Annotated in this window: 23 protein-coding genes; 9 read left to right on the forward strand and 14 right to left on the reverse strand. The window is 46.6% G+C overall.

The features are described from left to right. The first annotated feature begins 149 nt into the window (after nucleotides 1-149). Nucleotides 150-1,505, forward strand: a complete 1,356-nt coding sequence (locus MKY87_RS13745) for an MFS transporter (RefSeq protein WP_340964923.1) — start codon at nucleotides 150-152, stop codon at nucleotides 1,503-1,505. A gap of 308 nt (nucleotides 1,506-1,813) precedes the next feature. On the opposite strand, the gene MKY87_RS13750 is transcribed toward MKY87_RS13745, so the two are convergent. From MKY87_RS13750 to MKY87_RS13760, 3 genes are all read right to left on the reverse strand, one after another. Then, on the reverse strand, nucleotides 1,814-2,281 hold the full coding sequence (locus MKY87_RS13750; RefSeq protein ID WP_338588974.1) for an NUDIX hydrolase: 468 nt from the start codon (nucleotides 2,279-2,281) through the stop codon (nucleotides 1,814-1,816). 155 nt (nucleotides 2,282-2,436) lie between these two features. Continuing rightward, on the reverse strand, nucleotides 2,437-3,648 hold the full coding sequence (locus MKY87_RS13755; RefSeq protein WP_340967443.1) for a nitric oxide synthase oxygenase: 1,212 nt from the start codon (nucleotides 3,646-3,648) through the stop codon (nucleotides 2,437-2,439). Nucleotides 3,649-3,775: 127 nt separating this feature from the next. After that, a complete protein-coding gene (locus MKY87_RS13760) occupies nucleotides 3,776-4,255 on the reverse strand; it encodes a Dps family protein (RefSeq protein ID WP_340964925.1) in 480 nt (159 codons plus the stop codon). Between the two features lie 360 nt (nucleotides 4,256-4,615). On the opposite strand from MKY87_RS13760, the gene MKY87_RS13765 reads away from it, so the two are divergent. Next, the gene (locus MKY87_RS13765) at nucleotides 4,616-4,966 is read left to right on the forward strand and encodes a cupin (RefSeq protein WP_338588978.1); all 351 of its coding nucleotides are present in this window, start codon (nucleotides 4,616-4,618) and stop codon (nucleotides 4,964-4,966) included. Nucleotides 4,967-5,037: 71 nt separating this feature from the next. Here MKY87_RS13765 and MKY87_RS13770 read toward each other — a convergent pair whose 3' ends face one another. Beyond that, on the reverse strand, nucleotides 5,038-5,775 hold the full coding sequence (locus tag MKY87_RS13770) for an HAD family hydrolase (RefSeq protein ID WP_340964927.1): 738 nt from the start codon (nucleotides 5,773-5,775) through the stop codon (nucleotides 5,038-5,040). Nucleotides 5,776-6,049: 274 nt separating this feature from the next. Between MKY87_RS13770 and MKY87_RS13775 the strand changes: the two genes are divergently transcribed. Together MKY87_RS13775 and MKY87_RS13780 are read left to right on the forward strand one after the other, a co-directional pair. Next, nucleotides 6,050-6,319, forward strand: a complete 270-nt coding sequence (locus MKY87_RS13775) for a hypothetical protein (RefSeq protein WP_340964929.1) — start codon at nucleotides 6,050-6,052, stop codon at nucleotides 6,317-6,319. A 162-nt stretch (nucleotides 6,320-6,481) separates the two neighbouring features. Further along, complete coding sequence (locus MKY87_RS13780) at nucleotides 6,482-6,913, forward strand: SMI1/KNR4 family protein (RefSeq protein ID WP_340964931.1); 432 nt, start codon at nucleotides 6,482-6,484, stop codon at nucleotides 6,911-6,913. A 178-nt stretch (nucleotides 6,914-7,091) separates the two neighbouring features. On the opposite strand, the gene MKY87_RS13785 is transcribed toward MKY87_RS13780, so the two are convergent. From MKY87_RS13785 to MKY87_RS13815, 7 genes are all read right to left on the reverse strand, one after another. Then, nucleotides 7,092-8,831: an adenine deaminase gene (locus MKY87_RS13785; RefSeq protein ID WP_340964933.1), complete on the reverse strand. Its 1,740-nt coding sequence runs from the start codon at nucleotides 8,829-8,831 to the stop codon at nucleotides 7,092-7,094. Nucleotides 8,832-9,007: 176 nt separating this feature from the next. Then, a complete protein-coding gene (locus MKY87_RS13790; protein ID WP_340964936.1) occupies nucleotides 9,008-10,066 on the reverse strand; it encodes an ABC transporter ATP-binding protein in 1,059 nt (352 codons plus the stop codon). 18 nt (nucleotides 10,067-10,084) lie between these two features. After that, nucleotides 10,085-10,876, reverse strand: a complete 792-nt coding sequence (locus MKY87_RS13795) for an ABC transporter permease (RefSeq protein WP_017691790.1) — start codon at nucleotides 10,874-10,876, stop codon at nucleotides 10,085-10,087. 4 nt (nucleotides 10,877-10,880) lie between these two features. Beyond that, complete coding sequence (locus MKY87_RS13800; RefSeq protein WP_036612869.1) at nucleotides 10,881-11,702, reverse strand: ABC transporter permease; 822 nt, start codon at nucleotides 11,700-11,702, stop codon at nucleotides 10,881-10,883. Between the two features lie 204 nt (nucleotides 11,703-11,906). Beyond that, complete coding sequence (locus MKY87_RS13805) at nucleotides 11,907-12,833, reverse strand: nucleoside hydrolase (protein WP_340967444.1); 927 nt, start codon at nucleotides 12,831-12,833, stop codon at nucleotides 11,907-11,909. A 108-nt stretch (nucleotides 12,834-12,941) separates the two neighbouring features. Continuing rightward, nucleotides 12,942-14,012: an ABC transporter substrate-binding protein gene (locus MKY87_RS13810; protein ID WP_221820266.1), complete on the reverse strand. Its 1,071-nt coding sequence runs from the start codon at nucleotides 14,010-14,012 to the stop codon at nucleotides 12,942-12,944. A 465-nt stretch (nucleotides 14,013-14,477) separates the two neighbouring features. Continuing rightward, entirely contained in the window at nucleotides 14,478-14,822 is a 345-nt protein-coding gene (locus tag MKY87_RS13815) for a Na-translocating system protein MpsC family protein (RefSeq protein WP_017691786.1), read from the reverse strand. A 376-nt stretch (nucleotides 14,823-15,198) separates the two neighbouring features. On the opposite strand from MKY87_RS13815, the gene MKY87_RS13820 reads away from it, so the two are divergent. The 3 genes from MKY87_RS13820 to MKY87_RS13830 all read left to right on the forward strand — a co-directional run bounded on the left by MKY87_RS13820 (nucleotide 15,199) and on the right by MKY87_RS13830 (nucleotide 19,188). After that, a complete protein-coding gene (locus MKY87_RS13820) occupies nucleotides 15,199-16,116 on the forward strand; it encodes a hypothetical protein (protein ID WP_338588991.1) in 918 nt (305 codons plus the stop codon). Nucleotides 16,117-16,464: 348 nt separating this feature from the next. Further along, nucleotides 16,465-17,196 carry a DUF3105 domain-containing protein gene (locus MKY87_RS13825; RefSeq protein WP_340964938.1) on the forward strand — a complete coding sequence of 244 codons (732 nt, stop codon included), beginning with the start codon at nucleotides 16,465-16,467 and terminating at the stop codon, nucleotides 17,194-17,196. A gap of 273 nt (nucleotides 17,197-17,469) precedes the next feature. Then, nucleotides 17,470-19,188: a methyl-accepting chemotaxis protein gene (locus tag MKY87_RS13830; RefSeq protein WP_339788186.1), complete on the forward strand. Its 1,719-nt coding sequence runs from the start codon at nucleotides 17,470-17,472 to the stop codon at nucleotides 19,186-19,188. 224 nt (nucleotides 19,189-19,412) lie between these two features. Here the strand turns inward: MKY87_RS13830 and MKY87_RS13835 are convergent, their stop codons facing one another. Both MKY87_RS13835 and MKY87_RS13840 read right to left on the reverse strand, forming a co-directional pair. Continuing rightward, entirely contained in the window at nucleotides 19,413-20,366 is a 954-nt protein-coding gene (locus tag MKY87_RS13835; RefSeq protein WP_017691781.1) for a nucleoside hydrolase, read from the reverse strand. A 270-nt stretch (nucleotides 20,367-20,636) separates the two neighbouring features. Then, the gene (locus MKY87_RS13840) at nucleotides 20,637-22,868 is read right to left on the reverse strand and encodes an MMPL family transporter (RefSeq protein WP_340964940.1); all 2,232 of its coding nucleotides are present in this window, start codon (nucleotides 22,866-22,868) and stop codon (nucleotides 20,637-20,639) included. Between the two features lie 178 nt (nucleotides 22,869-23,046). On the opposite strand from MKY87_RS13840, the gene MKY87_RS13845 reads away from it, so the two are divergent. Further along, nucleotides 23,047-23,673 carry a TetR/AcrR family transcriptional regulator gene (locus tag MKY87_RS13845; RefSeq protein ID WP_340964941.1) on the forward strand — a complete coding sequence of 209 codons (627 nt, stop codon included), beginning with the start codon at nucleotides 23,047-23,049 and terminating at the stop codon, nucleotides 23,671-23,673. A 156-nt stretch (nucleotides 23,674-23,829) separates the two neighbouring features. On the opposite strand, the gene MKY87_RS13850 is transcribed toward MKY87_RS13845, so the two are convergent. After that, nucleotides 23,830-24,627, reverse strand: coding sequence for a hypothetical protein (locus tag MKY87_RS13850; RefSeq protein WP_340031366.1), 798 nt, complete (start codon nucleotides 24,625-24,627; stop codon nucleotides 23,830-23,832). A gap of 329 nt (nucleotides 24,628-24,956) precedes the next feature. On the opposite strand from MKY87_RS13850, the gene MKY87_RS13855 reads away from it, so the two are divergent. Beyond that, nucleotides 24,957-25,547 (forward strand): GNAT family N-acetyltransferase, encoded by a 591-nt coding sequence (locus MKY87_RS13855; protein WP_340964943.1) that lies wholly within the window; start codon nucleotides 24,957-24,959, stop codon nucleotides 25,545-25,547. Nucleotides 25,548-25,556: the final 9 nt, after the last annotated feature.

Genomic DNA, 25,556 nt, shown 5'->3' on the forward strand with positions numbered 1-25,556 from the left:
CAATGGTTTTGATGTAAACGCCGCGTGTCATTTCTTCTTATTTTCAAAAATTCTGCATACATTACGGGTAATGTCGATAATACGTACCCATATGGAGTAAATGAAGAATTTTTAGGATTCCATTTTATGTGTGAGAGGAGTCTTGGCTCTTGGATATTCGTCGTAACCTGCCTTTGCTGATGACCATTTGTTTCCTAAGTCAGATGGGCGGATTCATGATCCTGCCCCTGTTTCCTTTGTTTATTGAGGAATTCGGCCTGTCCGGCTGGATGATGGGGGTTATTTTTGCACTCTTTTATGTGGGGAAAGTGATTGGTGGTATTCCTGCTGCGGCAATTTATAGAAGGCTTGGAGGGAAAAAGGCGCTCATCCTGATGCTGATCCTGCTGGCTGTCTGCATGGGCGGCTTCGCGGTGTCTACTGCTGCGGTGTTATTCGGCCTGCTCCGACTTCTACAGGGGCTCGCTTCCACGGGCCTTACCGTGGTCGTGCGTTCTATAATCGGCGATGGGGGTAATGTAGACAACCGCGGCCTGTACAATGGGTATATCAGCAGCAGTGAAGGCGGCGGAATGGTGCTCGGTCCGGTCATAAGTGGCTGGCTCGCGCTGCACTGGCCCTTGTCGGTTCCTTTTTTGCTTGTTACGTTATGCTGTCTGATGGCTGTGGTCGCTGCGATGGGGATGAAGACGACCGCACAAGCTAGAGCTACTCATGAATCCGGAAGTACGTTAAGTGATTATCCATTAGAAGATCCTTCTACTACGGTGACACAAGAACCTCTGGTCAACTCAGCACACTCAGTACTCCACACGGATAAAGTTGTAGACTCCACTACAAGTGACTCCCACCCTCATACTACTGTATCGACTGCGCCTCCTTTATCTTCATCACCGTCTGATGCAAAGCATACTCAAGATTTGTCTACAAAGCTCACACAGCGGCAACAGCTTCTCGGCTACGGCACAGTACATTTTTTGGAGATGAGCGCCTATGCGGTATTCCTCACCTATTTTGCACTGTATGCAGCTCACATCATGCATTGGGACCCGTTTGCAACCAGTCTCGCCTTCACCGTCTCAGGGATTTCTACGCTTGCCGCTGCTCCCTTTGTTGGTTATCTCTCTGACCGGTTAGGCGATCGTCTGTTACTCTGTATGCTCGGCATGTTCCTGATTGGAATCGAAGTTGTTGTATTTCTAAGCACGTCCTCCCATCTATGGGTCTACGTTGGCATGCTCATTGGCGGGGTTGGCGGTGCATGTTACATGGATTCGTTCTTTGCTCATATTGGTGATCATATCCCGAACGAGAGTCGAAGCTCTGTTATAGGCAAAATTGTCTCAGCTGCCGAGATCGGCTCCATCGTATCTCCACTGGTTGCAGCGCTACTTATGGAAGTTGGATCGCTTTACTCCGTGTTTGTGTTCAATCTGGTGTTGATTGCTGTTGCCATTGTAGTTCAGGCTGCGATGCGCAGTCGGTACAAGACAAAACCGGTGTAAATGCAAAAGGGAGATGTCCACAAGTCATAAACACGACGGAGGACATCCCTTCATTAGCATAATTTTTTTCTAACGAACCGCACAAGTGTTATTCGCTTCAATTTCCACAGGGCAGTATTTTAACGAATCACAGAGGCGCTATTTCCTTGATTTATTGCTCCTGCATCGGTTTCAGGCAGGTTAATGCCGATATAACGCCACTGATGTTCGTTAAATTATAATTTCACAATTAATCAGCCCTATAAGGCGCGCTCGGTTCGTTAGCTCTACAACTCGTGAGAGAAACCATTTCGGTGGCAACCTCTCGATTATGCTTTTCCTAATAATGTTGCTATATTCTCTGCATTTTCTTGGATTTTTCTTTTTAAGTAAGGGTCGGTCGTGTCAGGTAATTCTGTTGGTTTATAAAACCTTGCTTCAAGAACTTCTACCCCATCCGGCTTCAATTCTCCCTCATACTCCGTGCAAATATAACCAATGACCACATTATAGTATTCATGCCCATTTCTTAATTTCGTATATAACTCTTTTCCTGAGAAGACACCATACAGATGAAGTTTCTTGATCTCTATCCCAATCTCTTCTCTGACCTCTCGCATTGCAGACTCTTCCACCGATTCGCCGAGCTCCATATTTCCACCTGGTACTCCCCACGTATCATCCAGATGTCGAACTAATAGAATCTCACCTGTCTTATTCAAGATCAATATACTCGGTCTCACCAAAATAACAGGAGCATTGCCAACCATTCCTCGCAACGTTTCAATATAACCCATGGATTGTTCCCTCCCCTATGTGAAGTCAAAGTCATGGCTTCATTATAGATGTGTTATATATTTCCATATAGAGAAAGAATCTTTTCATTTTTTTCCTATTTTAAAACCCTTCGTTTGATAAAAAAGGATCACAAAAAATAACCCGTCTGCACAATTTAATGTGCAAACGGGCATTTCATTGGTGCATCACCGGCCTGTGGCTGGGGATGCTCTACCTGTGCATTCTGCTGCTCGCTGCTTCGCTGCTCCGCAGCAGATGCCACGCCATCTTTCAGCGTATACGCCTGATCCTGATGGAAAAAGTTCGGCTTCACGATCTCATTGCGATAGGAACTGTGGAAAATATGCGTTGTCGCCGGAGATACCGGCGGAATCAGCCACACCCAATCCCCGGTCAGCTCACGCCCAGCCTTCTCTTCCCGCTGTTCAAACATAGCAAATTGCGCTGCCGCCGTGTGGTGATCCACAATGCTCACGCCTGCTTTTTTAAACGAATGCAGCACAGCCACATTCAGCTCCACCAACGCACGGTCCTTCCACAATGTCGTTTCACTCGACGTATTCAACCCAAATGCTGCCGCCACCGCAGGCAATTTGTTATACCGGAACGTGTCCGCCAGATTACGAGCGCCAATCTCGGTACCCATATACCAACCATTAAACGGCGCTGCCGGGTAGGATATACCACCAATCTCCAGACGCATATCGGCGATCATCGGCACACCGTACCAGCGCATGCCAAGCTCCGCAATCTCTTCCCGCTCTGGGTGTTCAATCATCACTTCCACAATCTCTTCTTCGGGTATAACATACCACTCTGGCGCTTGTCCTTGTGCCTGAATAATGAGCGGTAACACATCATATGAGCTACCTGTTCCTTGCCAGCCAAGTGACATCGCCGCCTTGGTCAGTTCCACCGAAGCAGGATCTCCAATAATGCCTTGCTCTGTCTCATATCCTGCATAACGAATAAGCTGATGATTCCAGACACGTACCGGAGCTCCATTCGGCCCATCCGGTGGAAGGATAGTAATCATCGGAATTACTTTGCCTCCGTTGGATGCCATATGAATATGATTCATCACCGCATCCGCTGCCGTTCCTGCCGTATCGGCATGACGGGCATCCACGATCCGAAGTTTGTCCCAGAACAGCCGTCCGATGCAGCGATTACTGTTCCGCCAGGCCATTTTGCACCCCTGCTCCAATTCTTCTGTGGTATGCACATAGGTACCCGTTGCTTCGATCTCTCCCATAACGGCAACAAGCCGGGCCTGCGCGTCTTCACGCGCATGACCCAGCTCTTCATAACATGTATATATAAACCGTTCAGCTTCTTCCTGCAATTGTTCCAGGTCTGACCGCATCATTCATTCCACCATTCTGTACATCTTGGATGCCATCATTATACGGCAAGCGCACTGGATTTGTAAGCGAACGGACACTTTGTTCACGGACTCTACATATCGTTGTCAGGATGAAGGGTAACTTTGCTTATTTGCCCAAAAATGCGTTTAACATCCAGACCTCTTTATCCAGCGCAGCGGTGAAACCAATCAGCATATCTTCCGTTGCGTTATCCTCTGCTTCTCCCGCTTCGTGAATGCCTTGATGAATCACTTCCACCATTGTACGCAGATCAGCAACCACCGACTCTACCATACGCTCAGCAGACAACTGGCCTTGTGTCTCTTCAATTGGAGACAGACGTAACTGTTCACCCATCGTAGCTACCGGACTTCCACCAATAGCCAGCAAACGTTCTGCAACTTCGTCCATATTTGCCGTAGCCAAGTTGTACAGCTCTTCGAATTTGGCATGTAGTGTGAAGAAATGAGGTCCTTGAACATACCAGTGGAAGTTATGCAGTTTCGTGTACAGTACAGACCAGCCTGCGATCTGACGGTTCAGAACCTCTTGAAGTGCTGTGGCGTTGTTGGCAAAAGTGTTGTTTCTAGTTTGGATTGTGCTCATGGAATTTATCCCCTCTCGAATATAAAAATAGAATTTGAATTTTATGATGGATTGCTTTGGTTTGCTTCTTTTAATTTAGACTTAATCTAAATCTTGTTTTAATTATAACACTGCATATCCTGTTTGGGAAGGCTTTTGCACTGTCTTGTAAATGAAGATTCCATGAAGTACAGCTTCATAGAAACGTTGGCACACACAACTAACAAAATGGTGAAGGTAAGCAAACTGTTCCTAAACGATTGGAGCTATGATAGACTCATCTGATCAGATTAACCATAAATTAGTCAAATAGGATGATACCCATCATAAAGATAGTTACCATTATAGGAAGTTAACTTAGTCACTATTGCGGAGGTAAACATGAGGATATTTCAATTTAAACAAGAGTCAGGAAAAAAGATTACCAAATTCGAATCTAATTTTGTAATGTCACGTATTACGCAGACTAACAAAGCAGCTCATATCGGATGTATGCACTTGGCTGAGGGTGGAATAGTAGGTTATCACCAAGCTGTGGTTTCTCAACTCCTTTTAATCGTAAGTGGAGAGGGTTGGGTTAGAGGTGAAGCAAATGAATACATCAAAGTGCATTGTGGCGAGGCCGTACTCTGGGATAAAGATGAATGGCACGAAACCAAAACTGAAGCTGGACTCATGGCAATTGTAATTGAAAGCGAGCAGTTAGACGCCTCATTATTGTTGCCTTTATAGAAGGTATAATATAAAAAAGCAGACCTGCTCCTAAGACGGTAACAGGACTGCTCCTTTAAACATAAATCTCCTTAAGCTTGAACACACTCAAAAGTCAGAATACGACTGATCTCTTCATAGCTCGATGCTACAAAATGGGGTTGATGATCAGATTCCGGCGCCGCCTCCCGATGGTTGAACCAGATAACTGTCCAGCCCGCATCCATTGCGCCTACCACATCATTACGCCACGAGTCTCCAATGTAATAGCTGGAACGGGGATCTGTCCCAGACTGCTTACTCACATATTCAAACAACCTGCGATCTGGCTTGGCATAACCAGTCATACCGGAGATGAAAATCAGATGCTCGTCCACGAGACTGAGCACATCCAGTGCTTCAAGCTTGCGTCGCTGATGCTCTCCTTCTCCATTGGTTATCAGACCAACGGTATGACCTTCTGCCTGAAGCCTTCTTATCAGCTCATATGCTCCTTGAAAAGGTACAATCTCGAACTGTCTGATCAGATACTGAGCTTGCAATTCTTCAGCCTGTCCCGATTGTAGGGGAAGTCCAAACTCCTCCATCGTCAACTCAAACCTTCGACGGCGCATTCTCTCCACCGCATCCGGCTCCGGTACAGCAGACAGATCTTCTTGTGCAGACAACCAGTCACTATAATAGCGAAAACGGTGGTAGGCCTCAGCATAAGGGAACTCATCCGGCAGGCCGAGAACTTCCTGCAACGCGCCACGAAGCGGCTGCAAGTGATCATATAAAGTATCATCCACGTCGAAAAATATGGTTTTAGCATTATTTATCTCATTCATAATCGTTGTCTATCCTCCTGCTTTGAGTCCAAACATTCTCTTCTTACTATATATGTATTCAATTGTCCCGTCCAAAGGAGGATTTCTGGCTGTGTATCTTCAAAGTGGGGATTATGGTTCCAATCAGATTAAGGCATCGGAAAGTTGTAATTATGTTAAAATCAGGATGAATAACATCAGAGGTGGTGCTTATGTTCAATCCAAAAGTCTTCTTCTATTAGTTGTGTCTAAGGCCATGGCTCTCGAAGCCAAAATCTAACCCGGCACAACGGGGATGAAGATGTTTACACACGAAGAGATTCCAACCTGGGAAAATGAACAATTGCTTGAAGTGAAAAACAGTAAGAAGTTCATTGATCCAAGAAAAGAGAAGCTCAAGGAGATTCGTAAAGGAATCAAGAGTGTCCACTATAACAAAGAAAGTAAAATGGCTCGAAAACACGATTATCGTCAGTATAGAACCAAAATGAAACGTCTCATGTACCATGAGAAGTATGACCTCCTCCACAATTATAGACGTACGGGTGGTTGGCTTACTTGGTAAGCTAGAGTTAGAAAAGGTAGCCTGCATAATTCTACCTATTGTTATTTGGTAGCTGGTAATAGGGCAAATCTATGGCGGGCTACCTTCTTTTCATTGAACAATAAGAAGAGATAACTCATACGAAGTATATGATTACATTGCATACTGCGGGAGGACTAATTCATGTGGAAAGAATATTTCAAGGGAATTTCAGAAGAGTATGCATTCAGTTCTCCTGCATCTGGAGATGAAATCGCAAAGGTTGAGAGCTTATTTCAGGTAACTCTACCTCATGAACTAAAGGAAATGCTGTTGGAAACAAATGGGTTAAGAGCCATTTATGATCTAGGACTAATTTGGTCAGTAGATCGAATCAAGAATGAAAACAAACACTATCGTGACGACCACTTCCAAGAATATTATATGCCATTTGATAACCTGATTTTCTTCGGGGAAAGTGGCATTGGTGATTTATTCGCGTTTCCAGTGACGGGAGAAGGAATCTGTAGAGACGACGTATTTGTGTGGAATCATGAGAATGATAGCCGAAAGTGGGTTGCACCGTCGGTGTCCAAATACGTGGAGTGGTCATTACAAGGGAAGATTAAAATCTAGTCCATGTTTCGCTTGCAAGATTAAGTATACAGAAACATTATTTCAATCCTTTGCTCGAACAAGAATACCCCGTCACACCACTTACCATGGCGAAACGGGGTATAGACTTTTTATACTAAATTTACTCCACTATCACACAATCCAATTGAAGGTACATCACAGAATGTGTGTATTCTAATTAGATTACTAACGATACAACCTTACCTGCATTCACATCAATCAGGCCATGGTCCGTGATCTTCAGTGCCGGACTTACCGCAAGAGAGTGAGTACTGATCGACATGATCGGGTTGTAATGCACATACCCAAGAGACAACATCGCTGCTCTCAGTTCCCTCACTTGATGGGACACCACTGCAAGTGGTTCTTCCGTCAAAATGCCACCTACGGGAAGTTCCAGATGGGACAGCACCTTGCCGTCTTCCACCACACAGAAGCCACCCTGGCTCGAAATTACTGTGTTAGCTGCCAATATCATATCTTCACGATTACGTCCTACAACCAACAGGTTGTGATTGTCGTGTGAATATGTCGTTGCAATGGCGCCGCGTTTGATGGTGTCTCCACCGATCAGACCATGTGCACGATTGCCGTTCACACCATAACGTTCGAAGGTCGCGATCTGCGCATATCCGCTTTCTTCCCATAACAATTCGCCATTCGCAGACTGAATCGGTGCAATATGTTCTTCCACAAAAGTAGAACCATCCTTCACCATCATGACACGGCATTGGTACTCACCTTCATCAGCGAGATCAACACCTGCTCCGCTGACTTTCGGGTCTGACAACTGAATTGCAAAATCTGCTACGCCAAGCTCCTCCAACTGCACACTCTTATAGAAGTGAGGTGGGAATTGCCCGGTTACTCGTTCTTGCTTATACGGTTCGGAATTGTCATAAGCTTTGCGGCCGTTTTTGTACACCTGATCAATCGAAAGCTCCTCCAGGTTGGATAGCAACACATAATCGGCCACCTTGCCCGGGGCCACGCTGCCACGATCGGTCATTTTCATCCGCGAAGCAGGGGTAGATGTTGCTGCATAGATTGCATCTTCAGGACGCATCCCCATCTGAATTGCTTTGCGTACGATGTGATCCAGATGACCATGCTCCACCAGTGAATCCGGCATCACATCATCCGTTACGAAGCAGAAATGCTGCGCCACATCATGTTGAATCAGATACTCCATAACTTCCGGGGTCATTGATTTCTCCTGGATTTCAATAAACATGCCAGCTGCAATCCGCGCCTGTAATCCCTCAATGCTCTGATGGGTATGATCGGAATCAATACCTGCGTAGATCAGTCGATGCAGATCGAGTCCAAGCAGTTTCGGTGTATGTCCTTCGATCACAAGATCCGGATAGTTTTTGCGAATATGCTGTAAAATCTGGTTGGTCTTGCATTCCGGATCACGGATGACATCGACATAATTCATGATCTCGCCCAGACAGATGATCTCGCCAGTCGCGAGCAACACATCCATATCTTCAATCTCGATCGAACCACCTGTTGTCTCCATCGGGGTCGCTGGAACCGAACTTGGGATCGCATAGAACATGTCCACCGTCGTCTCCCGACTCGCAGCCATCATCTCCTGCACACCTTCCAGCCCAAACACATTTGCCATCTCATGCGGTTCAGCTACAATGGACGTTACCCCGCAGCCAATCAGACCATGGGAGAAGGTTTCCGGTGTCACCATCGTACTTTCGATATGCAGATGGATATCGATCAAGCCAGGAATCATGTATCTTCCCCGCGCATCAATGACTTCGTCTGCCTGAATCATCTCAGATCCACCGGGTCCAACATATAGGAATCTGCCGTCGAGTACAGCAACGTTGTTCATTTCAAACCGTTTATAATAACTGTTATACACATGTACATTCATAATTAGTTGATCTGCACGCATGGGGCATAATCTCCTTCTTCACAAACATTTCACCGCGATCCGGACTAGACAATGAACCTGCACTTTAATCTGCTGTACTGCACATGACTGCGCACCACTGCCATCGTCCTTGAATCATCGCATGAATTGCCTTCTTTACTGCTCTTATTTCTTAAAGCTACTCGCTACATTCACGACTACTCTACCAATACAAGCTTGTCCTGTGGGAAAATCAGGCTAACACGTTGCCCGCTAAGGTATGGTGTTTCCATTTCCTGATTTGCTGTAAAGTCACCCAGTTCCGTCTCGATTACATACTGATAACTGCGTCCCAGATACGTGCTGACCTTGATAATGCCCGGCAAGGCGTTCACCACATCCGCAGAAGTATCTCCACTAACGATCAGATCATCCGGGCGAATCGCACCTTTACGTGCACCAGGACGTGCTGTTCCAGGATGTGCGGTTGCTGTAAATGTGCGTCCACCTGCGCTCAGTGTGATTAATTCACCTGCATCAGTACGCTCCGCAAATTCAATGAAATTATGGAACCCGATAAATCGTGCGACAAACTCCGTTGCCGGATATTTAAAAATCGTTTCCGGGCGGTCGAGCTGCTCGACCAAGCCTTTGTTCATAATCGCTACCTGATCCGAGATCGAGAAGCACTCTTCCTGGTCATGAGAGACATACAACGTTGTAATGCCCAGCTCTTGCTGAATCCGGCGAATCTCCACCCGCATGTTGAGGCGCAGGTTGGCATCCAGGTTACTGAGTGGTTCGTCAAACAAGAGCAGATCAGGCTCAATCACCAATGCGCGGGCAATCGCCACACGCTGACGCTGTCCACCAGACAGTTCTTGTGGAAAACGTTTCTCAAATCCATTCAGGTTAACGACTTCCAGGATTCGCATCACACGGGAAGAGATATCCTTGTCTTTCACCTTGCGCATCCGCAGGCCAAAGGCCACGTTGTCATAGACAGACAGATGCGGGAATAACGCATAACTCTGAAATACAAATCCGAAGTTCCGCTTGTTCGCTGGAACCTTCGTATAATCCTTGCCGCCGAACATAAACTTGCCCTGTGATGCTTCCAGAAATCCGGCGATGAGGCGCAGCGTAGTTGTTTTGCCGCAACCGCTCGGTCCGAGCAGGGAGAGCAGTTTACCTTTTTCCAGCTCCAACTGAAAATCCTTCAGGATTGTCTGCTTATCGTATGCCACGGATACGTGGTCTAATGTCAGCAATGCCATAGCGTTCTGCGCCTCCAATTAACGTTTAGTAAAGTATGAAAATCCGCCCATGATCCGTTCGATCACGAACATTAAGAGTCCGGTCAGTACCATCAACAGCACGGAAATCGCTGCAATCGTTGGGTCAAAATAATTCTCCACATACGTCAGCATCTGGATCGGTAATGTGCTTACCCCTGGTCCGGTCATGAACACCGAGATGTCCACGTTGTTGAAGGACTCCAAGAAGGCAATCAGCACGGCAGCGATAATTCCTGAGCGGATGTTAGGCAGCACGATCGTGAAGAACGTTCTTACCCGTCCCGCACCAAGACTCAGCGCAGCTTCTTCCACTGCAAAGTCAAAGCTCGACAGACTCGACGCGATAACCCGAATGATAAATGGAAGCATGATAATCGTATGACCGATCAACAGTCCAAGATACATCGGCAGATGGTAGATTACGATCAGGTATTTCATCAATGTAAAACCAAGCACGATTCCCGGGATCAGTACCGGGGACAGGAACAGTGCGTTCAGCACGGACTTGCCTTTGAAATCGTAACGACTAAGTGCATACGCAGCCGGAACTCCGAGCACCAGCGCCAACAGGTTCCCCAGCAGGGAAATGATGATGGACGTTTGGAATGTGCGGAGGAAACCGCCTGTGTTGAAAATATTCTCATACCAGCGGAAGGAGAACCCTTCCGGCGGAAATTTGAGTACCGTTCCCGGTTCAAACGAAGTGACCGATATGATCAGAAGCGGGCCCAGCAGAAAGATAAAGACCAGCAGACTGAACAGGCCCAGCCCGATATGTTTCTCCCGCATATGTCTACCCCTTCGGATTTAAAGTTTTGGCCATTTTGTTCATGACACCGACCACGACAAATGTAATCACAATCATAATCGCGGCAACAACCGAGGCCAGATACCAGTCGTTGAGGGTCATGGCGTTTTGATACAGGAACGTAGCAATTACACGCTGCTTGCCTCCAAGGAGGGCAGGTGTGGTATACGCCGTCAGGCTTCCGACAAAGACAAGCACGGCTCCGATCACAAGTCCTGGCACAGCCAGTGGGAACACGACCCGGCGGAATGCCGTAATACGCGAGGCGCCCAGACTTTGTGCTGCTTTGAGCAGGTCACCGTCAATGTTCTCAAGCACGCCCACCAGAGAGATAATCATCAATGGCAGGAACAGGTGTGTCAGACCGATCATCATCGCTGCCGGTGTATACAGAATATCCAGCGGCTTGTCCACGATACCGAGGCCAACAAGGGTGTTATTGATCAGCCCTTTGCGTCCAAGAATGATCATCCAGCTGAACGAGCGCACGACCGGGCTCGTCAGCAGTGGGAAGATCGCCAGTGCCAGCAAAATACCTTTGCGGCGCGGCGCTTTCTGCGAAATATAATAAGCTGTCGGGAATCCGAGCACCACACAGACGATGGTGGTGACCACGCTGACTTGCAGCGTCGTAAGCAATATTTTCAAAAAGTATGGGTCTCTGAAAAAATGCATGTATCCTTCAAATGTGAAGGAGTTTTCTTGGAAAAACGTCGACCCGATCGTCAGGACAATCGGAATGATCATAAATGCCGCCAAAAACACGAATCCCGGCAGCAATAGCCAGTAGATTACTGATTTCTTCATCGCGATACTCCTGACTTGTAAATTTAATTCGAGATTGATACTTAAATACTCCGATTGCAGTACCGTCCTTCGATCCCTGTTATCCCCCGATTTATTGATTCAATTTCATAGGTGAAAATCGGGGTATAAAGGGGAACGCTTCGCTTCTCCAGATCGGTTCTGCACTCTCCGCAATCGTATAAATATCTAATTGGGGCAGAGCAGCTACGCGTTTAACGCGTTGATAAATAGTTCAAGGAATGCTTCTGCGTCTACGGTTTCGCAGACGAGGGTGTTGGGCTGCTCGCCCAAACGGTTTTGGAAGTCACATACCATCTGGCCATCGCACAGGCGGCTGGCGGTTTCGACATCCACGTAATACGATTTGCGTCCTACCAGTTCCGGGGCAAGGGCTACGCCAACGGCTAGTGGATCATGCAACGCGCAAGCGCGGACGCCGTTCATTTGTTCGTAACGGTTGATGTAAATCTCCGTGCTCTGAGCAACGTACGCGCGCAGTGCAGGATCAGTGAGACGCTCAATCGTTGCTTCATTCAGCAGCGTTTGACGCGTTACATCCAGTCCGACTTGAGTAAGCTTCTCGATGCCTGCGTGCAATACGATGCGTGCCGCCTCTGGATCAGCGTAGGTGTTGTATTCGGCTGTTGGTGTAATGTTGCCATGTCCGCGAACCACACCACCCATGAAGATGACTTCCTTCAATAAAGAAGGCAATTCAGGACACTTCATCAGCGCGAGTGCCAGATTGGTTAATGGAGCTGTCATGATCAATGTCAGTTCGCCTGGATATAACTTGGCCTGCTCCACGATAAAGTCCGGCGCAAAACCTTCCTCGGCTTTCTTGGACACCGCCGGATCAGGCAGCGCACCGCCCAATCCGTCCTGTCCATGTACCCTGTGTTCATAATGCGACTTGCGAGTGAGCGGTCCAGCTGCTCCGGCAATGACCGGAATTTCAGGTGCACCCGCGAGTTCAAGAATTTTGCACGTATTCTCTGTTGCCTGCTGGAGTGATACGTTCCCACAGACTGTGGTGATACCGAGAATGTCCAGCTTCCGGCTTTTGACCGCCAGCAAAATTGCCAGTGCGTCGTCAATCCCCGTGTCCACATCCAAAATGATGCGATTCAGCGCTTCACTCATCCGTTCTCAACTCCTATACGGTGATTGGTTGCTTGCTGCAAATGATATAAGTTTCAACATGTGGATCAAAGATAACTATTTAGTCGGTTACTTGTTTTATTGTGCAATCTCACGGTTCCAGCGATCTGTCCAGCCTTTAACCTGTTGATTCACGAATTCCATATCCAGCTTGTTCAGCTTCTCAACAACTTCAGCGCCATATGTTACACCTTCTGCTTCTTCAGCAGTCAGTTCAACCTTTGTGTTAACCGGGGAATCAACTTTAGCTTTGGCAGATTTCGCTTGTACATCCTGGCTCAGCTGCCAGTTGATGAACTCTTCAGCGAGCTCTTTGTTTTTGCTGCCCTTCACGACATTGATCGTGTTCATAACGGCATATGCACCTTCGCTAGGTGTAACAAACTTTGCATTAGGCACGGCTGCTTTCAGATCTTTGAAATACATTTCCATGATCGGTCCGCCAGCAATCTCTTCTTGGGAGAACATGTTCACGAATTCGGACGTTTGGCTGTAGAATTTCACCACATTGCCGCTTAGTTTTTTCAGTTCAGCAAATGCCGCATCTTCATTAAACGTATCGTTTCCGGCTACACGGGAAGCTGCATCCACAACCATTGGGCCTGCTGTTGCCGTAATATTCGGGATGGTCAGGTTACCTTCGAACGCCGGGTCCCACAGGTCACTCCATGAAGTCACTTCTTTGGATACGAGATCCGGGTTATAAGCGATACCGAGCTGTCCAACCGTGTAGGCCGGGCCATAATCTTCACCAAGTGGTGCTTTGGCAATATCATAAATGTCATTTACATTTGGAATTTTGGAGCGGTCGATTTTCTCAAACAGACCTTCATCGATACCTTGTTGTGCATAATAATCAGACAGGTAGATAACATCGACATTTGATGTACCTTGACGAATTTTATTCAGACGTTCAGCGTTATTGCCGACTTCGAGCACGATGTCTACATTATGTTCTTTTTCAAAGGGACCAAATACTTCTTCATTGAAGAAATCTTCCGAGAAGCCCCAAGTGGAGATAACCAATTTGTTCGCTGCGGTTCCCCCACTGCCTGATCCGCCTGTTGCATCCTCTGTGCTGCTGCCACAACCTGCAAGTAATACTGATGTCATTGCCACTGCTGCCAAACCGCTAATCCACTTTTTCATCATGATCCTGATTCCCCCTGATATATGTGTTTTAACAACCCAACCATTAAGTTGAACTAGCTTACATGCTCTGCTAAGCATTTACACATAACGGAGAGGACAGAAATAACCTAAAGAAGCGAAGCCTGCGCCTTTATCACCGGATTTCACCTTTATTAAAGGATCAAAAAATCTGGGGATAACAGCGATCGGAAGGTTGTTCTGTCATCGAGTGCCCATGTAAATTGCGTTAGTTGAGTGTGTATAGTTCGACTTAAAAAACAAAAAGAAAAGCATTCTTGTATAAACAAGAACACTTTTCTTCGTAAACAAAGGAAAGCGACACCCGCTGCCGGTACATCATCGGTTTCTGCTTCAGAATCAATCCAAAGACAGACGCCATCATATGAAATTGTACGGAACCTGATCATGAATCGGCCATAACCTCTGTATACATCAACAAGAATTAATCCTGAAGATCCATCCTTAGGCCTGTTCCAGAATCACATTTGTGATTGCCCACTGAGTGGACGCATCATAATCCCGCAATATAGCTTCAATTGGCAAACCCATGTGTTGCTCGAGCTTCTCCCGGAATTTCTTCTTATATAAGACAGACATGCGGAAGTCCACTTCCAGCTTTAAGCCGGGGGCCTCCCCTTCCAGGGCATCAGAGCGCGGTGAACGTCGGTGCTTCGCGTAGAAGGTCACAATATTCTGGTCAATGGTCACTCTCAGGAGAGTGGTGCCAAATCCGAACAGTTCCTTCGAGATTTCGTTATAATACTGGCACATCTTCTTCTTGCTCTCATTGCTGTCCAGTAGTTCCATGAACTCACCCACATCTCTTACTACCGTACATTCGACGTGTTAACACGATTGATTATACATAAATCTTCTGAAATGAGCAACCCAAAAGATATACTTAACATGTAAATCACACACAGAAGCGAACGATAAGACATTTACCCTCAAAAACAATTTGTCTTAAACCACAGTGAATTTACATTAAAATGCCTGCATGTCAGTCCTATACTATTGTTGCTTCTAAACTACGTTTTAATACACAGCATTCGAGTCTTCGTTTCAACTTTCTCTCTGTAGGGGTATTAATTCCTGCGAAACATAGACAAACTTCGTCATCAACCGTTAAAATGAGACACAATGTTGACATGTTTTTATTTTCTAGAAATTGGAGGCTTATACCATGAAATGTCCAGTATGTAATCATGAAAATGGAGATGCCCATTTTTGCGAGAGGTGCGGCTCTAATCTAACGCAAACAACCTCATCACCAACTCCTGTACCGAACCCGGAATCTGCTGCTGCTTCCGAACCCGAATATACCCGTTGGTCCAGCACACAGGCTACCTCTTCCCAGGCATCCGCTCCATCCAACACACCATCCGTATCCATTCACAAGGAACAGGCGAGAGAATCAACAGGTACCAATGACCATGCTTCTGCAGGAGACAATAGCTCCAATCAGTGGAATAATATTGTGCAGAATGAGAAAGTTCAGCAAGCCAAAGAAGTAAGCAAACAGTATCTATCCTATTTCCTCAGTGTATTGGCCCGTCCTTATCAGACGATGAAAACTGTTGGCGACCAGCATTCCCTAAACGGATGGCTAACGATGGCGCTGATTGCAGTTCTATCTTCTACATACTTCTTAATTACCTTTAGTCGCATAGGCATGGACGGCTTGTTCATTGGTGGATTTTTAAGACCGCTATTGTTCACCATCATTATTCTGATTGCCTCTATTGCACTGATGTACGCTATTCTGAAGATTGAAAAAATAACCTTCCGTCCCAAAACACTGGTTGCCCAGTTCGGTACATTGCTTGTTCCTGCTGTAGTATCCCTTGTTCTGGCGAATCTGTTTATTATCATCTCTTATTCCATCGCGATCTCCTTGCTTGCTGTCTCATATATCATTGTCTTTGTCGCTCTGAACTCGGTGCTGTTCCAATATCCACTGAATCGCACCAAAGCAGCCATCGACAGCATGTACAGCGTACTCATCGCCAATGCGGTCATATTCTTTATTCTGTATCGATTGCTCGGTGAGATTATTATTGGACTCATCAGTCTGATGCTTTCACCTTTTGGACGTCTGTAAAATAGTTCAGTTGGAATAAAGCTATTCTGTCCTCTACGTTTCGTGTAACTGGTTATTTCAATAAATATAAATTTTACTGACTCTTTAGATTTATATTAAGGCGTTCCCTGCTCACGCGGGGAACGCCTTTTTTTGGTTTTCCAAGGCAGCATTGCGCTGAGCATGTTTCATACACTATAATGTGTAGTGCAATAGGTATGTTCTTATTTACGTAATAGACGAGTCCAGCAACTCCTGTTACGTAATTAAATAATTCACCATTGCCATAAACACTACGTTATGTAGTGTAGTGTATTGATCAATTATTCTTTAAAGAAAGCAGAGGAACTCTCTATGGACATGACTCATATGAATCATATGCAAATGGAGCACGAGGCAGGTACATCCTACCTGTGGCTCATCGTAGGTGTAATCGTGTTGCTGTTCTCCATCGCCGCCTATATCTGGGCATCACGCACACAGGGCAAAATCCTGGGCCACATGAAAAAGAAAGAACGCGCGGACATCCACAAAAAAAGTCGCTCCCTTCGGCTGGCTGCACACGTAATGATGGCTGTGTCGATTATTACGTTTAGTCTGTTCTTCATGCAAGGGGCAGGTAAAACATATAATGTAGCTGATCTGGAGTCCAACGCGACAATCGACGTGACGGACGATAAATATTACGGGGCTGACCATACGGAGGACCCTATTCAGTATGAGATGAAGATCCCGACTTCAGGGCCGCATAACCCGCATGATATCAAGTTTGGATTTTACAACGACTTCCCGGGTTACAATTACCTGGTACACAATCTGGAGCACGGGGATATCATCATCTATTATCGTGAGAACGCAAGCGAGGATTTGAAGGAACATCTGAAATACCTCGCCAAATTCCGCGAAGCCGGAGCAGGTATTCTGGCTGTACCCAACAAGGATATTCCCGAAGGCAGTGAAGTCGTGGTGACCGCATGGACCAAAACGATGAAGCTCGACCAATTCGACGATGCCAAAGTAGGTACTTTTATCAATAAATATATTAATCAGGGACCTGAAAAGATTCCTGCCTCTGTTCGCCAGGGCGGCGGAACAATGTAATCAGGTAATCACTAAGTTATATGAAGCCCCTCTAAGGAGTAACCATGAGGTTTCTTCCAATGATGGGCATGGTCAATATAGGATTGAAACGAAACTAGCTCCCGGATCAAATTGACTCGGGGGCTAATTCTTTATGGACCGGATGCCGATATTTCAAGTAGAAAACTGTATATTGGATATACAATACATACGAACCAATGAAGAACGACAAACACGAAGTAAAGAGACAAAGAGACGATTGATTCAACAGATCAAGGGGGAACACTTTTACCAATGAACAGTTTGTTTATGAGGATCTTTTTATTTTTTTCCTGTCTGATGCTAGCCGCGGGTGCGGTTCTCGGCATTACCATGTACCGTTCATCGGCTCAACTGGTCGAACAATCCATGGGGATGCAGGCACAGGCTGTGGCTGAACGGGCAGTAGCAATAATTGACACCTCTCTGTATGCACCACTCAGTACCGGACAGGACGAGACTGCGTATTATGGCACATTGCGTGAGCAGCTTAGTCAACTGCGCGAGGCCAATGGGCTCAAATATCTGTACACACTTGGTACTCGCGAAGAAAATGGAACAAATACATATTTCTACGTTGTGGATGGGGCTGCTGCGGATGTGGCAGAGGATGACTTCTCCCCTTACGGTTCCGCAGAAGAGACCCATTATGAAGGAATGCTGCAAGCTTTTGAACAGAATGAACCTATTCGGGGTGAACTCACACAGGATGAATATGGCGCTACCATTACTGCGTATGTGCCGATCCATGGGGCTGACGGAAAAGTACTGGGGCTGGTCGGTGCGGATCTGGACTCCACTGCGGTCTATGAACTGATGTCCCGCAACCGTATGACCATGATCTGGACAGCCTTGGCTATTGTTCTGCTGAGTGTCTTGCTGGTGTATGGATTCGCCCATTACTTGACCCGACCATTGGTGAAGTTGAAGAAGTTAATTACCCAGGTAGGAAAAGGCGACCTGACCGTCAACGTTGAACTTAGTCGCAAGGACGAGGTGGGACAGCTCGCTTCCGAGTTCAAACATCTGGTTACAGGTACCCGGGATGTCATGACGGGCATCCGTCAAAGCTCCGATTCTCTGCTAGAGGCTGCAGAAGGTGTATCGAAACATTCACAGGCGACTGCCGAAGCCAGTCAGCGTATTGCCGAGCATACCAATCATACGGCCAATGGAGCTGCCGAACAGGTGGCACGTGCAGGCGAAGTCACAGTAGCCATGGAAGAGATTACGCGTAGCATGCAGCATATTGCCAATTCTTCTTCTATGGTCGCAGATGTCTCACAGGAAACGACCAATAACGCGGTGCAAGGTCAAGCCAACATCAACACGGCAATGGACAGTATGGACAAAATTCATCAAGCAAATGTGCAGATGGTGGCCTCCACCTCTCAGCTGGAGCAGTACTCAGGTAAAATTGAATCGGTGGCACATCTGATGAAAGGCATCGCTTCACAGACCAATCTGCTCGCACTTAATGCAAGTATTGAAGCGGCTCGTGCAGGAGAGTATGGCAGCGGGTTTGCGGTGGTTGCCTCAGAGGTTCGCAAGCTTGCGGGGGAATCAGAGCAATCGTCCCAGCATGTAACCGAACTGATCGCCGAGATGACACGCCAGACTGCCCTGTTGTCAGAACATATGTCTGCCAGCACATCAGCAGTCCAATCCGGTCTCGCTGTTGTTCAGGAGGCAGGCCGTTCGTTCACATCCATTCATACCGGAATTGAAACGATGAATGAACGTCTGCACGAAGTATCCGCAGCATCCGAGCAGCTGTCTGCCAGTGCGGAAGAAGTGTCCGCTTCCGTGGAGGATATGGAACATATCTCGCGCGAATCTTCTTCAAGTATCCAACAGGTGTCCCATGCTACCGGAAGCCAGCTGCAATCCATGGATGAGATGCGTGCATCTGCCGAATCTCTGCGGGTATTGTCCAGTGAGCTGAACGGATTGATTAGTCGATTTAAAATATAGCGGGCAGCTAGATTGTTATACAGATTGAACTTAAGAATATTCACACATGCCACTTCGATGACAGAACAAACTTCCAATCGCTGTTATCAATCTATATAAATCAGCCCAAAGCAAAAAGCCGCACGGCAGGGACGGGATTATGGGGTCAACCCCATTTCCGGACACTGCCTGCGGCTTTATTTTTGTTGTACCTTTAAGGATGGCAAGCCCAGAGGCTGCCTGAATTAGTAGCGCTGCGGAGCAGCTTTTTTACCCAAATCCGTCATGTACGTAAAGAACGCTTCCGGATCGGTATCATACACCAGTTGTACTGGACGTCCGTCTGCTTGCTCCACCGTGCGGCCCTGGCTAGGACCATCCGGGATGACAATGCAGTTTACGGTTTTCTTCTTCACGATGTCCTCGCGTCCAACGGAAGCCGTTGTCAGCACATCCCACAGATAGTATGTGGAATTTGTCTCACTGTACACCAGTGGCGGACAACCTGCGTAACAGTTACCCAAGAAGTCAACGCCTTCGAAGCGACGTTCTGCTGCCCAGCGGTTACGAACGGCTGGTGTCAGAGGTACTTTGTTTGTGCTTTCAAGTGCAACCAGATCGATCTGGATACCACTCTGCCATACACGGTAAGCCGCTTCCGGGTCCCAGAATACGTTCCATTCAGCTGTACCATCATGCTCAGGCTCTTCTACGTTACCACGCTCGAATGTACCACCCATCCATACCAGCTTGTCGATTTTCTCTTCAATGTCTGGTGCTTCGTCCAGTGCACGCGCAAGGTCAGTCAGTGGGCCTGTGAACAGGAGCAACGTTTTGCCTTCGGTATTGCGCACTTTCTCGATCAGATGCTGGTGTGCCGGAACGGCAGAAAGTGGTGCTTCCATTTTGCCGGATTCGTTCAGTACAGGAAGTGCATCTACATAGAAGGAATGCAGTCTCCACGCCGCAGGAAATGGATTTTTCCCTCTGGAGTTGGATTTGGATACCTCTACGGAATATGTACCGAAACGATCGATAATTTTACGGCTGGCATCTGTTGCTGGCTCCAGATATCCGTCTGCCGGAATAACCGATACGCCGGTTACATGTACATTGTCCATTTGCAGAAGCATGAACAGCGATACGAGATCATCTACGCCGCCGTCATGGTTGAAATACACATTAAGTTGGTTCGTCATGCTTGCTTTCATCCTTCCCCTTGTTGTCCCATTGTTGTTAATTCTATCGTCTGCCCAAGGCCGACGCTTCCTCTATTATGTCCCAAAACACTTGGTTACGTAAACCTTCCCCATACAAAGATAGCCAGGATTACGTCTCATCCTGCGGATATTTTACAGTTCCACCATTCCATCTCAGGAGGACAACTGGTAGAGGTCATTATCGTTCGGAAAATAAAGAAATGGACAGCAGGCTTGAAGCCCAGCCGTCCATCTGACCCAATCCATGCATTACATGGACTGGTTCTGTTTCTCTTCATTCTTCTCTGCAATCGGCACATATTTGCCTGGCCAGAAGGCCCATTTACCCAGCAATGCGGTGATAGCCGGTACCATGAACGGACGAACCAGGAAAGTATCCAACATCACACCAACAGCTGTGATAATACCAAACTGCACCAACACCTGAATTGGCAATGTAGCAAGTACCGCAAACGTTCCTGCCAAGATCAGACCTGCAGATGTAATAACAGAGCTTGTCTCGCCAACACCTTCTCTAATCGCTTGACGAAGCGGCATCGTTTTGCGTTTCTGCCAGATGCTAGAGATCATGAAGATGTTGTAGTCTTCACCCAGTGCCACGAGGAATACGAAGGAATACAGCGGAATCGCTCCCTGAATGGCATCTGCGCCAAGTCCGTAGTGAATGATGATCCAACCCAGACCCAATGCAGAGAAATACGACAGAACAACCGTTGCAATCAGATACGCCGTGGCCACAACGGAACGCAGATATAATAGTAATAACAATGTAATCATGCCGATGACCACTGGAATAATGATCTTGGCATCCCGTTCTCCAGCCACTTCAATGTCATACTGTTCAGCCGTCTGACCATCGATCCAGACCTGACTGTCCACATTAGCTACACCAGCTTCTTGAAGTGCCTGTTCCGCAGTAGCCCGCAGATCAGGAATATGCTGCATAGCCTCCATGGAATATGGATTCAGATTAAATTCCACATCAAAGGCGGTAATGTTGGCATTCTCGGCACCCTGCTGAGCATCGCCTACTTTGCTAATGTAATCCAGCGATTCGAGACGCTGCTTCAGATCAGTTTCTTTGCCTTCGGCATCAACGATCACTTTCACTGGAGCCAGCTCACCTTGGGAGAACTGTTCGCCAATGACGGTGAAACCTTCGCGGGAAGGCACATCTTCCGGGAAAGATGACAACAGATCATACGTGAATTTAACCTGAGTAGAGAACGCCGCCAGTCCTCCCAGCAATACCAACGTAATTGCAAGAACGGTCCATGGCTTTGTTACTACAATACGGCCAATCCAGCTTTCCTTCACTTTACGCGGGGCAGGAGCCGGTTTGCCTTTTTTCTTCGCACGTTCGACTTCCATCTCATGTGTACGCGGTACGAACGGGTAGAATGAACCCCGACCGAAGATTGCGAGAAGCGCTGGAACCAGCGTCAGACTTGCAATAAACATGATAAAGATGGACAGACTGAATGGTACGGCAAAGCGATGATATGCACCGTATTCAGCCAGCAACAGCACCAGTAGTGCTGCAACGACCGTGAACCCACTCATGGCAATGGCGCCGGAAGATCCGGTGATTGCCTGGAAGATGGCTTTCTTTTTGTCCGGCTCATGATAGAGAATTTGACGGTATCTGGAGATCATAAACAGGCAGTAATCCGTTCCTGCTCCAAATAACAATACGGTCATGATCGAGATCGACTGTGCGTCCACCGTGATCCAGCCCTGATCCGCCATGAATCCGAGAATGGGGCTTGTCACCATATACGCGAATCCAACGGCAATGATCGGGATAATCGCCAGTACCGGCGAGCGATAGATCAACAACAGCAGGACTAATACCAGTACAACCGTAGCGATCAGCAAGGATACATCGGCGGAAGAGAACAGTCCGCTTGCGTCAATGGATATCCCTACCGGCCCTGTCACACGGGCAACCAATGTATTGGTATCGTCTATAGCTACATCGAACGGGTTTGCCCCGAAGATATCTTGTGTTTTTTGCTCAAGTGCTTCAATACCTTCCTTCAATTGTTCCGAATCGGCACCTTCATTGAAGAAAAGTGGCATAACCAAGGTGCTTCCGTCTTCCGAAAGCTGGCCTTTCAATGCCTGTGGAGGCAATTGATAGAGTGGCACAACAGACTGTTGTTTTTCTACCGGATCTTGATCCAGTCGCTCCGTTAATGCCTGAATGTTCTGAATCTGCTCATCCGTCAGACCGCCGGCTTGACGCCATACGATCAGCGCGGGCAGCCCTTCACCACCAGGGAATTCCTTCTCGGCAAGTGCAGCTGCCTGAACCGATGGTTTGGACTCACTTAGATCCTGCGCGTTATTAGTTTCACGATCACCTACAGCAGGCCATACCATGCCAAGCACAACGGCGATAATGATCCATACCAACAGTGTAATCCATTTGCTTCGTTTGCCGGCAACCCAGCGGCCGTAACCCGAACCTTCCTGCATTGTCTCTTCATCTCCCTATTCTGTTTCTATGAAGCCCTAATATATATGATGGTGTAGTAATGAACCACGGGTCATAGTATAATCGAGTTAATTATATATACCGGAAGGTTAATTTTGCAATGCCTAATTTTGTGAACACTTCTAACAAGCAATTAAATACGTAAAGAGGTATGTACTTATGAGCAAAAAAACAAACATTCCCCGTTCACCGGGTAGACCCAAAACAGGTGTGGATCAAGCATCTGTGCAATCCAACATATTGATGACCGCTTCACGTCTGTTTATGGAATACGGGTATGAACCCGTTTCTCTCCAGCAGATTGCTTCATTATGCAATGTAACCAAAGCATCGATCTATTATCACTTCACCAGCAAAGCTGATCTGTTCACTGTTGCCATTACCCGAATGATGGCGATGGGCATGCAGCAGACTTCGCTCCGTCTGGAAGAACCTGGCTCATTGCAAGAAAGGCTGGTTAAGGTTGCTGAAGCGAAGATGCAACACTCCCATATTGAAACGGAGACCATGATGCGAGAAGCCGAGAAACATCTGGACCCGGAGCAGCTCGCTCAGATTCGAGAAGCGGAGGTTCGTATCTTTGAAGTGCTAGCTACCCATTTTCAGAAGGAGATGGACAATGGTTATTTGCGGGTCGGGAACCCCATGCTGCTTGCCCATGCGTTTACGTCACTGCTGATGCTCGCGAACCGCGAAGATGTACGCAACATGAATGACGGCAGCATCGAGGAACTTGCACGGGAACTGGTGGGGCTATTTCTGGATGGAGCGGTTAGGCGGAACTAAAATATATAGCTGTATCTCAAAAGCAGTTATGCCAAAAAACCATCGGGCGATGCAATGAACACACCTACCGATGGTTTATTTGTTAAAATCTAATCATGATTATAGGACTCTGCTCCTGAAAGTTTTGAATTGATCCTGTAATTACTTACCTGGTACTTAATCGACAGTGATATAAATAGATATATTAGGGCCATCACTACTATTCTCCGTATAGAATTTACCTTCACCCGTTGGTCTTCCGTTTTTAAACATGCCCACATAGACTAACTTACCGTTTAAGTACCCTTTACCTTTGCCGGTAATAGCTCCATTTTTAGCCTGCCCATCATAGATGATTACACCATCTTCGTACAATTTAATTTTGCCAGAATACGTGGGTACTCCTTTATCAAATGCACCAACATAGGCAATTTCTCCATATTGATATGCTTTACCTTGTCCCTGTGGCAAACCATTCTTAAACGTACCCTGATAGAACATTTCACCATATTCTGTATACCACTTACCTTGACCATGAAACGAACCATTCAAAAAATCACCCTTATATTTAACCGTTCCATTTATGTCGTACTCGGTACCTTTACCTGAGGGAAGCCACGTTTCCTTATCCACCTTACCAACATAATTAAACTTTCCATTTGGGTAATAGATCTTTCCCTGTCCATTAGAGATATCCGAGTACAGCTTCCCATCAGAGTTATACCTTTTTCCTTCATGAGGCCTCCCCGCTACAAACTTACCTTCAAAGCTCTTCTTCCCATTTGGAAAGTAGGATATTCCTTTACCATTAGGAACACCATTTTTGACTTCTCCTACATATCTGTGTTTTTCTCCAGAAAGAGTGATATAGATCTCTTTTTTCGCTGCTGAGACCTGTCCAGGTGAAGTAAACAGCGGTGTAACCAAAATTAAAAAAACAGTAAACCACTTCAAACAATTCTCTAACTTTCGCATTTCGTTAAATCCCCATTTCTATTCTTAAAGAATCTATCGGCCTGCTAAGTTAAACTGATACGTCTCTTTAAGACTATGAATGTCTGGTTTACTACAACGCAGCTATGTATACAGTACAGCAAATCAAAATATGTAATTCGAGCAGAGTAATACGAATCTTCAAACTAGGTTTCTCTTCGACTTAGCAAGCACGACAATACTTATATCGACCATTATAGCTACAAGCATGAGAAAATATGGTAGAGTGTTGTTAATTATCTATTTCCCGTTGATTAAAACGATACATAACATGAATAACACTAGCCTTGAACCCATAGGAGGAACAACTAATGTCACATTCAAAACCTTCCCCACGTATCCCCCGTCTGCTAGAAACAAAGCGCATATACCTGCGTCCTTTCGAGATTACAGATGTGGATGCTTACTTCCCTAGCCTGTTTGATTCCGAGATGCGCAGGCTGACGGGTACACAGAACAGTTTTACACGTGCTCAGGTTGAACGTTATGTTGAAAACGCAGCACAGGATGACTCCAGACTCATGTTACTAATTGCTTTACAGGAAAATGATCAGATCATCGGAGATGTCGTCCTGATGGAAATGCATGCCAAGAATCGCAGTGCACATATCCGGGTTGCCATCGATCAGGCGGAGCATCAAGGAAAAGGTTACGGTAGCGAGGCGTTGCTGCTTATGCTGGACTACGGTTTTGGCATCTGTAACCTGCATCGAATCGAGCTTGAGGTGTACGCCTTTAACGAGCGAGCCATTCGCACGTATGAGAAACTCGGATTCCAGCGCGAGGGTGTGAAGCGGGATGTCTTGTTCTACAATCATCAATACCATGATGCCATTCAGATGAGCATGCTGGAGGATGAGTTCAGACAACGTCATATGAAAGATCAGGTAGGGAATGTTTGATTTTTCGAT

Origin of the sequence: Paenibacillus sp. FSL R7-0198, assembly GCF_038000415.1 — a bacterium.
Taxonomy (GTDB): Bacteria; Bacillota; Bacilli; order Paenibacillales; family Paenibacillaceae; genus Paenibacillus.

Bases quoted from the DNA above. Each gene is read 5' to 3' on its own strand.
- MKY87_RS13765 (WP_338588978.1), top strand. From the start codon at position 4,616: ATGAGGATATTTCAATTTAAACAAGAGTCAGGAAAAAAGATTACCAAA.
- MKY87_RS13785 (WP_340964933.1), bottom strand. From the start codon at position 8,831: ATGCGTGCAGATCAACTAATTATGAATGTACATGTGTATAACAGTTAT.
- MKY87_RS13840 (WP_340964940.1), bottom strand. From the start codon at position 22,868: ATGCAGGAAGGTTCGGGTTACGGCCGCTGGGTTGCCGGCAAACGAAGC.
- MKY87_RS13825 (WP_340964938.1), top strand. From the start codon at position 16,465: ATGAATCATATGCAAATGGAGCACGAGGCAGGTACATCCTACCTGTGG.
- MKY87_RS13815 (WP_017691786.1), bottom strand. From the start codon at position 14,822: ATGGAACTACTGGACAGCAATGAGAGCAAGAAGAAGATGTGCCAGTAT.
- MKY87_RS13850 (WP_340031366.1), bottom strand. From the start codon at position 24,627: ATGCGAAAGTTAGAGAATTGTTTGAAGTGGTTTACTGTTTTTTTAATT.
- MKY87_RS13770 (WP_340964927.1), bottom strand. From the start codon at position 5,775: ATGAATGAGATAAATAATGCTAAAACCATATTTTTCGACGTGGATGAT.
- MKY87_RS13835 (WP_017691781.1), bottom strand. From the start codon at position 20,366: ATGACGAACCAACTTAATGTGTATTTCAACCATGACGGCGGCGTAGAT.
- MKY87_RS13855 (WP_340964943.1), top strand. From the start codon at position 24,957: ATGTCACATTCAAAACCTTCCCCACGTATCCCCCGTCTGCTAGAAACA.
- MKY87_RS13750 (WP_338588974.1), bottom strand. From the start codon at position 2,281: ATGGGTTATATTGAAACGTTGCGAGGAATGGTTGGCAATGCTCCTGTT.
- MKY87_RS13820 (WP_338588991.1), top strand. From the start codon at position 15,199: ATGAAATGTCCAGTATGTAATCATGAAAATGGAGATGCCCATTTTTGC.
- MKY87_RS13810 (WP_221820266.1), bottom strand. From the start codon at position 14,012: ATGAAAAAGTGGATTAGCGGTTTGGCAGCAGTGGCAATGACATCAGTA.
- MKY87_RS13800 (WP_036612869.1), bottom strand. From the start codon at position 11,702: ATGAAGAAATCAGTAATCTACTGGCTATTGCTGCCGGGATTCGTGTTT.
- MKY87_RS13780 (WP_340964931.1), top strand. From the start codon at position 6,482: ATGTGGAAAGAATATTTCAAGGGAATTTCAGAAGAGTATGCATTCAGT.
- MKY87_RS13790 (WP_340964936.1), bottom strand. From the start codon at position 10,066: ATGGCATTGCTGACATTAGACCACGTATCCGTGGCATACGATAAGCAG.
- MKY87_RS13775 (WP_340964929.1), top strand. From the start codon at position 6,050: ATGAAGATGTTTACACACGAAGAGATTCCAACCTGGGAAAATGAACAA.
- MKY87_RS13795 (WP_017691790.1), bottom strand. From the start codon at position 10,876: ATGCGGGAGAAACATATCGGGCTGGGCCTGTTCAGTCTGCTGGTCTTT.
- MKY87_RS13760 (WP_340964925.1), bottom strand. From the start codon at position 4,255: ATGAGCACAATCCAAACTAGAAACAACACTTTTGCCAACAACGCCACA.
- MKY87_RS13755 (WP_340967443.1), bottom strand. From the start codon at position 3,648: ATGCGGTCAGACCTGGAACAATTGCAGGAAGAAGCTGAACGGTTTATA.
- MKY87_RS13845 (WP_340964941.1), top strand. From the start codon at position 23,047: ATGAGCAAAAAAACAAACATTCCCCGTTCACCGGGTAGACCCAAAACA.
- MKY87_RS13830 (WP_339788186.1), top strand. From the start codon at position 17,470: ATGAACAGTTTGTTTATGAGGATCTTTTTATTTTTTTCCTGTCTGATG.